Here is a 12,405-nt window from a genome sequence, read left to right on the forward strand (position 1 = left end):
TGTTCAATTTCATCAAGCTCATTTTGGTATAAAGGATTAATCATATTTGACAACCTCCTAATATCTGTTATATAGTGTCGTTAATAATTTTGTTTAAGTTTTGATCTCCGCTGTTGGCGCAGCGGTTTTCTTCTATTTGTCGCAAAGTAAGCAAGTTATCATATAGTAAATCTACTTTTTCCGTAAACTTTGTTATAACTGTAAGGCGTTGCGTGTCCGAACCTGTTTGCCCTATCAATGGACTTACTATATCTAGGCATTCCGCTATATATTTTTTCATTCTCTCGCTTCAACTCCCTTCTTTGGCGGTCATATTCATCACTCGTAACCGAACTGGTGAACAAGAAATACTTTCCATCCTTTGATATATCCGCACCTAATTTCTTGGCTAGAAGTATGTCAGCGAATTCTTTACTTATTTTTCTCCTAATGGTTTGGTACATGTCATACCTCCATCCTCAAAGTAATCTATCTTTTTAGCTAAAATTTGCACACTGCATTCCAATGCTTCTTTAAAGCAACTTTCGCAATGTGGTTCTTTGTGTTCGTAGACTTCATACTCTGCTTCCCGTCCACATCCGCATTTCTTCATGGATTCGTCCTAACAAACACATCCAGCGGATAAGCATCAATCAATAAATCTCGTAATCCCACAATGTCAACCAAACTAGTAATTTGTAATTTGGGATAATGACCAACATCGGGAAATACTTGCATTCTGCATTTCTGCTTATCGAGTATGATTGTTTCGCCTTTCTCAGTCTGGATTACAAATGTGCTTAAGCTCATGTTCTCACCGTCCTTAATTCAGTTAGCACCCAATCACGTTCATTTTCTAAGTCCGTTGCGTCTTTACCGTCATATCTGCATACATCAATCATGTTAGTTAGTCGGTTGTACCAATCGTGTAGTTTCTTGCGTTCGGCAAGCCGTTGTAAGGTCATTGTTTAAACTCCCTCCTGGTAAGTGTGATAAGATGTGTGCTATTACATCTACTGTCCAACCGTTGCCTAAACACTTATAGCGTTGTGCGTTGCTGATACCTTGAGTGTAGTCGTCTGGTAATGTTTGCAACCTCTCACACTCAATCGGTGTAAGTTTGCGTATATATCCCTCTATCAAAACACCACGATTATTTTGAGTTGTAAGTGTATAAAACTTGTTGCCATCATTAAATCTTTGGCCGTTTTGTTTTATATCAACTCTATCTAGTGCAATGCATCCAAATAGATACTGGCCCATCTTAGCGGCTCCACCGCCTGCGTCTCCACATAGAGTTACTGCTTTGTCATGGATGTAATAGACTCTATTAGCTTGACTATCTTGTCTAAAATAGCCCACTTTGCCACGCTGCACTTCCTTGTCTAAGATTTGTAAAGTCTGGTCAAATGGGACCATGTATTCGTTGAGCGGAACATGTACTAACTGTCGTCTGCTTTTCTCATAATATTGTTTAGCGTTACCGCCTTTATGATAGTTAGCATCAATGCAGTAGCTTTTTTCTCTATCAACCTCAGAATGCTCATGCACAATGTCTTTTAGCATTATCCCTTTGTCTTCTGGTTGAGATATGTTGGGAATATTAGTCCAGTAAAGACGTTTTCGTCTCTGCGCTGATACCAAGGATGAATTGATTTCAATCGGTAGCACCCCTAAATACTCACTGATAACGTCTTGACACCACTGTTTCATGCTTACATTTTCAAGCAAGAAATATGTCGTTTTTACCTCTTTTAAAATCCTCACATACTCGAAAAATAATTTACTTCTAGGGTCGTCAAAGTTTAATCCCTTCCCTGCTTTTGAAAATCCCTGGCAAGGACTACCGCCTATTAACAAATCTATCTTTGGCAAATCGTCACCTTTTACTTGTTGGACGTCCCCGATCTGTATAGTGTTAGGAAAGTTTTTTTGTGTTACTTGTATTGCGTATTTATCAATTTCACTGGCGTAGTAGTTATCAACTTGTATCCCTGCACGTTGCAAAGCTAGTTGACCACAACTAATTCCATCAAATAGGCTTAATACGTTCAATCTATCACCACCTAATTTTATGTGAATACTTGGTTTAGACCTCAAACAAATCACGTTCTAATGCTTCGATCCTGCTACATATATCATGCTGCCAATCAAAATCATTCAATGTATAGGCTATATAAGATAAGGATTTAAGTTCATCTAGCCGCTGAATCATTTTCAAATTCTGCTTTAATAGTGGTTGCAACATCTGGAGTGCAATGTTATCTATGTTTATTTGTCCGTCTTGATCCATCGACATGTACGCAATCACCGCCATCTTACGGTGTATGGGATGTATGCCGATCAAGGGGATCACTCCTTTAAATGTGTTTTGTTACTTCTTTCCAGAACGCTGTGTCTTTGTAAAAATGAGCTGATGCCAACTTTTTAAGCTCATCCCTTGTGTATTCGATAGCTTCCCACTCAGTTTCATCAAAATCGTAACAACTGCAATGCCAACCTTCTAAAACAATGAATGTGTCATATCCATATTGAAGTAACATTTCCCTTTGCATTTCATAGTCAGGTTCGGAAGTATGGGCAACGACAATGTTATGAGGTTTAATGTCTAGTGACTTCCAATCTATTTTTTTCACTTGTTTTAATCTCCTTTCAATCTTGATCTAATATAGATGCTTCTTTTTTGTAGGCTTCGCTGGCGTTAGTAATCAAAACAGATAGCGTTAGGATGTTGTTAACCTTACGTTCATCCTCTAACCGTCTTGCTCTCGTCATAGCGCTATCTATAGCAAAGGTAGCATCTATTACTTCGTAAAAAGTTAACGTCCGTAAATGCTCAATTAACGCTTGTTCATCTGGTGTTAGGTTCATGGTTATGCTCCTTTCTTAACTGGCTTCCAAGCCGCAATGTAATTTAATACTTCCTGCAATTCTGTTTTTAAGACATCCTTGTAAGACGATACTTGCCAACGATCCTTAATCTCACGATGGATTTGTCTAAATAACTCTCCACGCTCATCTTTATTTGGCTCAATGCTACACACCTTAACTTTAATCGCCTTTTGCAATCTATATTGGCGTCCGCTATCTAAGGTGATTTGTGTATCTACCTTTGTTTCCACTTCTGCAATCTTGCTTTCTAGCTTCTGCACCTTGTTATCAACAATAAAGATGGATTTTAATTCTGGACTTAGGTTGTTAAATGGATTGAGTTGCTGTTCCATTTCTTCAAACTTGGTCACGTATGCGGCGGTAAATAATACGCCTTTTTCACCAGTCATCTTGTTTGCCACCATGTCGCAACCTTTACGAGTAAGCAAGAAACTGTCATACACTTTGTTATTACCATCTACTTTATAAGTGCTAGGGATGAAGAAATCCTGAGAACTCAATTTTGAGTTTTCTAAAATCGCTACGTAACCAGTAATACTTCTGATTAAATTTGAGTGCCTTACCTCAATCATTGTTGCTACCTCTCTGCTATCTGCTAATAACTGTCCGTTGTGATTGATAATTTGTAGTTGTTGGTTCATTTGCTAACCTCCTAATAGGGTTTTTGTCCCTTTTGTCGAATATTTCCTTAAAGGGGGTGATTAAGATAGATAAAAACAAAACAACTATATTACTTAGCTATGTGAATGAGTTATTTGAAAAAACGAATATCTTGTGTAGTGACACTTTAAAATCTCCTGACAAACAAGAATCACTTGTCTCTGTTCAACTCTCAGAAATTTTTGCTTTGTGCGAAAAAGCAAAATTGTATGTTGATTTAAACGAAGAGATAGCTCATCATGAAATAAATTCTCTTTTTACACTCTTTGATAGTGCATACTTTCAATTAAAAAAAGTTATTGAGAAGGATGACAGAAATACTTCTTGGTTATCCTCGACATTTAAAAATTACAAAACTCAACATGAAAATGTTATTCAAATGCTCAAGGGAAGCTGAGTTGTTTTTTTAATAATCTCCCTTGCTTTCTTTGCAAATTGTTCATACGTCAACTGGTGCAGCATCTTTTCGATGTCTGTGCCTTCTTTTTTTGGTTTTCCTAGTTCCCACATTGCAGATTGTAAATCTCCAACTCGTTTTGCCGACTGCATTACAGATTGAAATAACTTTTCTGCTTCTGTTTCAACATAAGAATTTATGACTTGGATAATTTCATCTTGTGTTTGTAGTTGGTTCATTTATTTACTCCTTTCATATGGTTTTGTTATGCAATATCTTCACGTTCAATAGTTGGATATATTCCATGTTGCTTTAATAAATCGTATAAGAACAGTCTGCCTTTTTGTGTCCACTTCGTTGTGATGTTTGATTTATCTGCATCAATAACATGAGTAGATGTTTGTGTATATCCTTTGTCTTGGTACTTAGCGTATAAGAGCCAGATGCTACCCTGTTTATATTGGACCCCTAATTCATTTAGCTTGCGGTTTAGTGATACTGCACTCATTCCGTAGTCCTTTGCAATCTTTGATACAGATAGTAAGGATTTGTTTTGCAGGACCATGTCATAATAAGTGGCTTTGGGTTGTAGCTCATTGTTTTGTTGTAGCAACACCAGATTTTCAGTCGTTAGAGATTCAACTTTCCTCTGTAAAAACTCATGCGCCCTTTTGATTACCATTTCTGGACTGTTCCACTTTTGTTCTAATTCAAGGAAGTACATTCTAGCTTGCCGACCTTTTTCATTACGTTGGATCATACAAAGTTCTTTTGCCATTTCAATTTTGATGTGGTGGTCCGTAATATCGGTAAATGGATTTTTAGGATTATTGGTTGGTCTTTTTTGACTAACCAATATAAAATCCACATTTTCAATAAATCCGTATTCAACCATTCTTTCAAACCATTTTGTATACTGTGTTCCAACTTCCAAAAACTCATGAAGCTCTCTACCACTTACTAATAAATTTCCGTTGTCATTTGAATGAGTCGGTATTAGTTGGTTCATTTATTTACTCCTTTCATCCATTCGTTTGTTCTGATAACCATAGTTCTAAAAATTCTCTTGTTTCTTTAGCTGGAAATAGCCATTTAGTTCCAACTTTGAATTTTTTAAATCGCTTGTCATAAAAGAATGATTTCAATATAAAAGGCCAACTCATGCACGTTTTCTTTTCTAACTCTTTTCTGTCCCAAAAAACAAATTCTCCCTCAACCTCTTTTATTAATTTTGTTATCCTCTCTTTACAAAGATTTCTTACTTCGTCCTCATTAATTTGAATTGATAGCACTTCATCCCCTCCTATCAGTTAAGCTGTAATTTGTTTCGTATTCGAAACTTGAGGACGTAAAAAATACTCATCTGCACTTATTTTATAATGTAAGCAAATCTTTCTTACCTCAGATAGCGAAAAATCTCCACCTGTACCATTGAGATTTTGATTTAATGCTGGCTTTGACTTACCAAGCAAAAGAGCAACGTCACTTTGTTTAACACCGTTCTCGCTCAAAAATGCTTTGAACTTTGTATAAGGGGTGTGTCGTCTGTTTATAACCTTCATCTTATCACCTCCCTTCGTATCGTTTTCGAAACTTCTTGGATTCAGTATATCCTCGCAATGTTTCGAAGTCAATAACTTTTTTCATGTTTTTTTTAGTTTTTATTGCGGTTTCGAAACTGATATAGTATTATGTGCTTAGACGCATCTAAATTGTAAGGGAGAAATGAATGTGTATTCTTTTGGTGAAAAGTTAAAAAATCTAAGAATGAGCAAGGGATTGTCGCAAGGTCAACTTGCTGACAAATTAAATGAAGAATATGGGACATCCATAAATAAAGGTATGATCTCTAAGTGGGAAAATGATAAAGAAGAGCCGAGAATGGAAGCTGTTAGAAATTTAGTATTATTCTTTGGTATTACCTTAGATCATTTAATAGGTGTAACTAACAACGATGAAAACACTAATAACATAGATATAGCAACAGACATGAAAGCACTCTTAAATACACTGGAAGATAAAAGCCAAGTTGTTAAATTTAACGGTATAACCTTGAATGATGATGTTAAATCAACTTTAAAAATTTCGATTGAAAATTTAGTATTACTAACTGAACAACTTTCTAAAAAATAATACATTACATATTGCCTTGAATAACTCCAGTCATTTGACTGTTTATATAGATAATTACACAAATTATATGGAGGAGATAATCTTGGCTACATTCAAAAAGCATAACACAGGATGGGAATATAGATTCGTCTATAAAGACCCATTTACACAGAAAAGGAAAGAAAAGTCACAAAGAGGATTTAGGACTAAAACAGATGCAGCAAACGCTCTGGATGAGTTTAAAAGGCAATTAAAGATCGGACTAGAGGTTGATGATAGTCCTTTAAAGGACTATTTGCAATCATGGTTAATAGAGTATAAAAAAGGGACAATTAGAAAAAACACATTTATATCTCATGAACACAATATAAATTTTCACATCATTCCTTATTTTGGGGATATTATGCTTAAAGAAATAAAACCTATTATGTATCAAAAATTTATAAATTCATTAAGTGGGTACAAAAAAAGCACAGTTGAGATAATCCACAGAACTATGCATTCTGCTTTAGAGAAAGCTGTGATTATAGGGAAAATAGAAAAAAACCCTACTACTGGTGTTACTATTAAGGGAGGGGAAAAGAACTCTAGTAAGTTAATGTTTATTGACTCTAGTGACATACCTTTATTTCTTAAAACATCATATGAATACGGCTATATCTATTGGATTTTCTTTAAGTTGCTAATCGAAACTGGAATGAGGAAAGGTGAAGCAGCAGGACTACAATGGACGGATATAGATTTTAAAAATGGAACTATTCACATAAATAAAACGTTAGATTTTCAAGCAAAAGAAGGAGAACAACTTCTTGGGGATACAAAAACTTATAACTCAATACGAACCATAAAAATAAGTCAGTCTTTATTAAATGATTTAAAGGAACATGCTAAATATCAAAACAGAAACAAACTTAATTTAAATGATCAATATCGTCATGATCTCAATTTGGTATTATGTAGAGATAATGGTGATTTCATGCCAAAATCCACTCTATTCAATGCATTATCCCGCATCCTTAAACGCGCAGGATTACCACAAGTGCCAATTCACGCACTTAGACACACACACGCTGTCTTAATGATGGAGTCTGGTGTTGATTTAAAGTATATACAATCGAGGTTGGGACACGGGAGTATTCGCATTACAGCCGATGTGTATTCTCATGTATCCAATAAAATAGAAGCGATGAACATGGAAAAATATGAAGACAAAATAGAAGCAATACTATCGCAAAAACAATAAAAGTTGGGCATTTGTTGGGAATACTAAATTATTAAGCCTGTTATCATTCGTTTCCCAAAAAAACAAAAACCCCCTACGCCTTACAGCGCAAGGGATTTCGTGTTTTAGTACAATGTCATGTATTGATCTCTTTCCCAAGGGTGAACTTGAGTTCTAAAGATATCCCATTCGATCTCTTTCAGCTCGAAGAAGTGAGTTAAAGCATGGTCACCTAAAGCTTCAGTAATGATTTCATTGCGAAGCAATTCATTTAAGGCTTCTTTTAAGTCAGAAGGCAAGCTCGGAATTCCTTCTTCTACACGCTCTTCTTCAGACATTACGTAGATATTGCGGTCCACAGGATCAACAAGTGGCAATTCCTTCTTAATTCCATCTAGACCTGCCGCAAGCATAACTGCAAGTGCAAGATAAGGGTTAGCCGCAGGGTCTGGGTTACGTACTTCAACACGTGTACTAAGACCACGAGACGCAGGGATACGAATCATTGGGCTACGGTTACTTGAAGACCATGCTACATAACAAGGTGCTTCATAACCAGGCACAAGACGTTTATATGAGTTCACAATTGGATTCGTAATTGCAGCAAAGGAACGTGCGTGCTTAATAATACCTGCCATATAATGACGAGCTTCTTTACTTAAGCCAAGTGAATCACTTTCATCATAAAAAATATTTTCATTGCCTTTAAATAGAGATTGGTTACAGTGCATACCAGAACCATTTACACCAAACAATGGTTTCGGCATAAATGTAGCATGCAAGCCATGATGACGAGCAATCGTCTTAACAACAAGCTTAAACGTTTGAATTTGATCTGCTGCATGAATGGCATCAGCATATTGGAAATCAATTTCATGTTGACCTGGAGCAACCTCATGGTGAGAAGCTTCGATTTTGAAGCCCATTTCTTCCAAGGTTAATACGATTTCACGTCGGCAATTTTCACCTAGATCAGTTGGAGCTAAGTCAAAATAACCGCCTTGGTCATTTAGTTCTGTTGTTGGGTTGCCTTTTTCATCCGTTTTGAACAAGAAAAATTCAGGTTCAGGACCTACCATCATCGAAGTATAGCCCATCGCTTCAGCATCCTTTAATGCACGCTTAAGAATGTAACGCGGGTCACCCTCAAATGGAGTACCATCTGGCATATAAACATCACAAATGAGACGAGCAACACGATCTTCGGTTACCCAAGGGAAAATAACCCACGTATCAAGATCAGGACACAAGTACATATCAGATTCTTCAATACGAACATAACCTTCAATTGAAGAGCCATCAAACATCATTTTGTTATCCAGTGCCTTTGGTAATTGGCTAAGCGGGATTTCAACGTTTTTAATGGTTCCTAATAAGTCTGTAAACTGAAGGCGGATAAAACGAACATTTTCCTCTTTTGCAATACGCAAAATATCTTCTTTTGTATAGCCCACTTAAATCTCTCCCTAGGTAGAATTTTTTATATTTTGAAAAAGCGAGAAAGTTCCCCTTGAATTAAAGAAACTTGACCCGGTCTTTTTCCTGTAACTAGCTGCTGCTTCAACATTCGATACAGTTGAGAATCACTCATTTCCTTACGCTTCTCCTCGGTGTCCTTAGAAATCACTGTTGCTTCTTCCGATTCTCGGTTCATCGGATTCATAACCTGCTTGATGCCCGCGATATTAACGCCTTTATCAATCAAGCCCTTAATCTCTAATAAACGTTCCACATCATTAAACGAAAACAACCTTTGATTGCCTGACGTACGTGCCGGAACAATCAATTCATGCTGTTCATAATAACGAATTTGACGTGCCGTTAAATCCGTAAGCTTCATTACGATACCGATCGGAAACAATGCCATATTTCTGCGAATTTCGTCAGTCATCGCTCTCAACCTTCCACTTATTTTTCATGTTTTTATTCTATGTCAACTATCCTGACATGTCAATAGTTATGTTAGCAAAACTTACAACAGATGGCGATCGACCATGTTCTGTAGTGCTGTTAACAGGCCAAACTTCACATGGGAGTAGGTTAATCCTCCTTGCATGTAAGCAATATACGGTTCTCTAACAGGGGCATCCGCGGATAACTCAAGGCTACCGCCCTGCATAAATGTCCCTGCTGCCATAATGACAGGGTGCTCATACCCCGGCATATCCCAAGGCTCAGGCACAACATGACCATCCACTGCCGCTGCACGCTGAATTCCTTGCACAAAAGCAACGAGCTGCTCTGCATTATCAAAGGAAATCGCTTGAATTAAATCATAACGAGGCTGATCCCATGTGGGCGTGCTTGTAAAGCCTGCACGTTCAAACACTGCTGATGCTAATATACTTCCCTTTACAGCTTGTCCTACTGTCACTGGCGCTAAAAATAACCCCTGATAAATACTACGCGTTGTGCCTAACATCGCACCTACTTCGCCACCAATACCTGGGGCGGTTAGTCGATAAGAGGCTAACTCCACAAGCTCGGCACGTCCACAAATGTAACCCCCTGTTTCCGCAAGTCCTCCACCTGGGTTTTTAATTAGTGAACCTGCCATTAAATCTGCACCAACCTGTGTAGGCTCCATAACCTCTGTAAATTCACCATAGCAATTATCTACAAAAACAAGACAATCTGGCTTTAGCTGCTTTACCTTGGCAACCATTTCACCAATTTGTGCGACACTAAATGAAGAACGCCAATCATAACCACGAGAACGTTGAATGCCAATTACCTTTGTTTTATCCGTGAGCTTCGAGGCTACTCCATCCCAATCCACACTACCATCTTCTGTTAGCTTCACTTCATCATATGTAATGCCAAAATCCTGCAATGAGCCTGTCCCATCGTTTGGCTTACCGATCACTTTATGTAAAGTGTCATACGGCGTACCAGTAATGTATAATAAGCCGTCCCCTGGACGTAGCATTCCAAATAAAGCCGTTGCAATCGTATGCGTGCCAGAAGCAAAATGAGGACGTACCAATGCAGATTCAGCGCCAAATACTTCAGCGTATACTAAATCAAGCACCTCACGTCCACGATCATTGTAGCCATACCCTGTTGAGCCTGCAAAATGAAAATCGCTCACCTGAAACTTCTGGAAGGCCTCAATGACCTTCCATTGATTCAGATCAGCTATACGATCTACTGCACGAAATTGCGATTCTACCTGCACTTCTGCTTTTTCAATCCACTCTACAATTTTTGTATCAAATACAGCCATCTTCCTTCTCTGTCTCCCTTATCTGTATCAAAACAGCATCATTTTATAAATTTCAATTCTATACATTACTGTAATTTCCCAGATCCGACCACTATATTTTTATATCGAAGCTGCGTTTATAGCGAAGTAATCTTTTATCTAGCGATCACGTTTCTAATCTAACGTCCTCTTGCCGAATCGTCATAAGCTCTTGCTTGCCTGGTGATTGATTGCCATAACTAGATAATAACCGAACAGCTTGCTGCCGAATGGAACGTTCGATGACATTTCTAACGTATCTTGCATTACTAAACAAACGTTCATTTTGATTTTTCTCACGCATTAAAAATTGCTTAAGCTTCAAAATTGCTTGTGGCATCAATATATAATCGCGATCCTTTGCCATGCTTTCCGCAATTTGAATTAATTGATCAATGCTATAGTCTGGGAAGTCAAGCTGCAAAGGAAATCTAGAAGGTAATCCTGGGTTACATTGCAGGAAAAAATCCATTTCCTCGGAGTATCCAGCCAAAATTAAAATAAAGTTATTTTTATGATCCTCCATTGCTTTCACCAAGGTATCAATGGCTTCCTTGCCAAAATCCTTTTCGCCACCACGAGACAAGCTATACGCCTCATCAATAAATAAAATACCACCCATCGCTTTTTTAATTAAATCTCGCGTTTTTTGGGCTGTATGACCAATATACTCTCCAACCAAATCCGCTCGTTCTGCTTCAATGAGATGTCCTTTGCTTAATACGCCCATCTTTTGAAACATTTTTGCAACGATACGAGCCACCGTTGTTTTACCTGTGCCTGGATTCCCCTTAAAAACCATATGGTACACCTGCGAGTCTGCAAGTAACCCAATTTGTGAGCGCATGATGGCAACCTGTAGAAGCGCATAAATTTCGTAGGTTAATTCTTTAACATGCTCCAGACCAACAAGCTCATCAAGCTCCTTTTGAATCTCATTAAAAATGCCTTGGGAAGGCTGTTCCTTAAGCGCCGAGGCTGAGGTGGCACGTTCTGCTTCTACGGTAGCTCCAGATACAACAGGAGTCTCAGCTTGACGCAACACAACATTAATTTGTCTAGAGGGTCTATGATCTACTGGTTTATGATCCACAGAACCGTTTTTAGCTACAACACGCCCTGTCATTGTATGAATCACCTTCTTTATTAAGGGTAGAGAGAGACTACTCTTTGAAACCTTCTCTTCCAAGTGTATTCTCTCTCGTCCTTACTTATTAGAAGAATTCATAAACAATAAACAAACTAAATAATTCCGATAAATAATCCTACCTGCTGTAGCTTCCATTTCGTATAGGACAAAATTTCACGAGACGTATGATACCAAGAATTTAACACCTCGGATTTTACAATCGACAAGCTAGGAGAAGTATAATTTAAGCTTTTAGCCATCTCATACGCTCGATTCCCATGATAGTCATGCGTAATAATGAGGGAGGATTGTAAATTCTTCTCCTTCATCAAAGCTTGGCTAAACTTTAAATTTTCATAAGTGCTTGTCGCTTTATTTTCTAAGATAATAAACTCCTTTGATACCCCTTGCTTCTCCAAATAATTTGCCATGCCTTCAGCTTCTGTATACTTGGACTCTGGCGTATCATATCCACCAGTGACTAAAAAGTAAGTGAATTTCCCTGCCTTATAATCTGCTAGTGCCTGATCCAATCTTTCTTTTAAACCAGGGCTAGGCTCATCTTTCCATAGTGAGGCACCCAATACAATTCCAACATCCTTTTTCCCTGTGTTAGAAAATTGCTTCGACCCGTCTCCCATTACACTACCGATTTGAGACAAGGCGTATAACACCCACAAAACACCAATAACAAGTAGAATGATTAACGCACTTAAAATACGCTTGCGTTTGGGACGTTTTTTGACTCCAAATTCAATTGCCCTCATCAT

The 12,405-nt window shown here is 37.8% G+C and carries 19 protein-coding genes; 3 read left to right on the top strand and 16 right to left on the bottom strand.

All coding sequences use genetic code 11. The features are described 5' to 3' along the window. Positions 1-158: 158 nt before the first annotated feature. The 7 genes from J2Z32_RS11450 to J2Z32_RS11480 all read right to left on the bottom strand — a co-directional run bounded on the left by J2Z32_RS11450 (position 159) and on the right by J2Z32_RS11480 (position 3,512). Positions 159-443: a hypothetical protein gene (locus J2Z32_RS11450; RefSeq protein WP_210089300.1), complete on the bottom strand. Its 285-nt coding sequence runs from the start codon at positions 441-443 to the stop codon at positions 159-161. 342 nt (positions 444-785) lie between these two features. Next, positions 786-944, bottom strand: coding sequence for a hypothetical protein (locus J2Z32_RS11455; RefSeq protein ID WP_210089301.1), 159 nt, complete (start codon positions 942-944; stop codon positions 786-788). Then, complete coding sequence (gene dcm / locus J2Z32_RS11460; protein ID WP_210089302.1) at positions 883-2,034, bottom strand: DNA (cytosine-5-)-methyltransferase; 1,152 nt, start codon at positions 2,032-2,034, stop codon at positions 883-885. Before dcm ends, J2Z32_RS11455 begins: the two co-directional genes overlap by 62 nt. A gap of 34 nt (positions 2,035-2,068) precedes the next feature. Next, complete coding sequence (locus J2Z32_RS11465; protein WP_210089303.1) at positions 2,069-2,326, bottom strand: DUF7667 family protein; 258 nt, start codon at positions 2,324-2,326, stop codon at positions 2,069-2,071. Between the two features lie 13 nt (positions 2,327-2,339). Continuing rightward, entirely contained in the window at positions 2,340-2,615 is a 276-nt protein-coding gene (locus tag J2Z32_RS11470) for a hypothetical protein (protein ID WP_210089304.1), read from the bottom strand. 16 nt (positions 2,616-2,631) lie between these two features. Next, a complete protein-coding gene (locus J2Z32_RS11475) occupies positions 2,632-2,850 on the bottom strand; it encodes a hypothetical protein (protein ID WP_210089305.1) in 219 nt (72 codons plus the stop codon). Between the two features lie 2 nt (positions 2,851-2,852). After that, positions 2,853-3,512, bottom strand: coding sequence for a Rha family transcriptional regulator (locus tag J2Z32_RS11480; protein WP_210089306.1), 660 nt, complete (start codon positions 3,510-3,512; stop codon positions 2,853-2,855). A 56-nt stretch (positions 3,513-3,568) separates the two neighbouring features. Here J2Z32_RS11480 and J2Z32_RS11485 point away from each other — a divergent pair, with 56 nt between their 5' ends. Continuing rightward, positions 3,569-3,928 (top strand): hypothetical protein, encoded by a 360-nt coding sequence (locus J2Z32_RS11485; RefSeq protein WP_210089307.1) that lies wholly within the window; start codon positions 3,569-3,571, stop codon positions 3,926-3,928. Here the strand turns inward: J2Z32_RS11485 and J2Z32_RS11490 are convergent. From J2Z32_RS11490 to J2Z32_RS11505, 4 genes are read right to left on the bottom strand one after another with little or no spacing between them, the layout of a single operon-like run. Then, the gene (locus J2Z32_RS11490) at positions 3,907-4,167 is read right to left on the bottom strand and encodes a hypothetical protein (protein WP_210089308.1); all 261 of its coding nucleotides are present in this window, start codon (positions 4,165-4,167) and stop codon (positions 3,907-3,909) included. The genes J2Z32_RS11485 and J2Z32_RS11490 overlap by 22 nt on opposite strands. A 26-nt stretch (positions 4,168-4,193) precedes the next feature. After that, positions 4,194-4,937, bottom strand: a complete 744-nt coding sequence (locus J2Z32_RS11495; RefSeq protein WP_210089309.1) for a phage antirepressor KilAC domain-containing protein — start codon at positions 4,935-4,937, stop codon at positions 4,194-4,196. A gap of 13 nt (positions 4,938-4,950) precedes the next feature. Continuing rightward, positions 4,951-5,220, bottom strand: coding sequence for a group-specific protein (locus J2Z32_RS11500; RefSeq protein WP_210089310.1), 270 nt, complete (start codon positions 5,218-5,220; stop codon positions 4,951-4,953). 18 nt (positions 5,221-5,238) lie between these two features. Further along, positions 5,239-5,490, bottom strand: coding sequence for a helix-turn-helix domain-containing protein (locus J2Z32_RS11505; RefSeq protein WP_210089311.1), 252 nt, complete (start codon positions 5,488-5,490; stop codon positions 5,239-5,241). Between the two features lie 169 nt (positions 5,491-5,659). Between J2Z32_RS11505 and J2Z32_RS11510 the strand changes: the two genes are divergently transcribed. Next, on the top strand, positions 5,660-6,061 hold the full coding sequence (locus tag J2Z32_RS11510; protein ID WP_210089312.1) for a helix-turn-helix domain-containing protein: 402 nt from the start codon (positions 5,660-5,662) through the stop codon (positions 6,059-6,061). An 82-nt stretch (positions 6,062-6,143) separates the two neighbouring features. Further along, the gene (locus tag J2Z32_RS11515) at positions 6,144-7,283 is read left to right on the top strand and encodes a site-specific integrase (RefSeq protein ID WP_245251400.1); all 1,140 of its coding nucleotides are present in this window, start codon (positions 6,144-6,146) and stop codon (positions 7,281-7,283) included. Positions 7,284-7,387: 104 nt separating this feature from the next. On the opposite strand, the gene glnA is transcribed toward J2Z32_RS11515, so the two are convergent. The 5 genes from glnA to J2Z32_RS11540 form a co-directional block, all read right to left on the bottom strand. Next, positions 7,388-8,716, bottom strand: coding sequence for a type I glutamate--ammonia ligase (gene glnA, locus J2Z32_RS11520; protein ID WP_210089314.1), 1,329 nt, complete (start codon positions 8,714-8,716; stop codon positions 7,388-7,390). Positions 8,717-8,742: 26 nt separating this feature from the next. Then, positions 8,743-9,153, bottom strand: a complete 411-nt coding sequence (locus J2Z32_RS11525) for a MerR family transcriptional regulator (RefSeq protein WP_210089315.1) — start codon at positions 9,151-9,153, stop codon at positions 8,743-8,745. A gap of 81 nt (positions 9,154-9,234) precedes the next feature. Further along, positions 9,235-10,488, bottom strand: coding sequence for a methionine gamma-lyase family protein (locus J2Z32_RS11530; RefSeq protein ID WP_210089316.1), 1,254 nt, complete (start codon positions 10,486-10,488; stop codon positions 9,235-9,237). A gap of 145 nt (positions 10,489-10,633) precedes the next feature. Continuing rightward, positions 10,634-11,632 carry an AAA family ATPase gene (locus J2Z32_RS11535; RefSeq protein ID WP_210089317.1) on the bottom strand — a complete coding sequence of 333 codons (999 nt, stop codon included), beginning with the start codon at positions 11,630-11,632 and terminating at the stop codon, positions 10,634-10,636. Between the two features lie 116 nt (positions 11,633-11,748). After that, positions 11,749-12,402 (bottom strand): YdcF family protein, encoded by a 654-nt coding sequence (locus J2Z32_RS11540; protein ID WP_245251402.1) that lies wholly within the window; start codon positions 12,400-12,402, stop codon positions 11,749-11,751. Between the last annotated feature and the right edge of the window lie 3 nt (positions 12,403-12,405).

It is taken from the genome of Paenibacillus turicensis (assembly GCF_017873435.1).
GTDB classification, from domain to species: Bacteria; Bacillota; Bacilli; order Paenibacillales; family Paenibacillaceae; genus Fontibacillus; species Fontibacillus turicensis.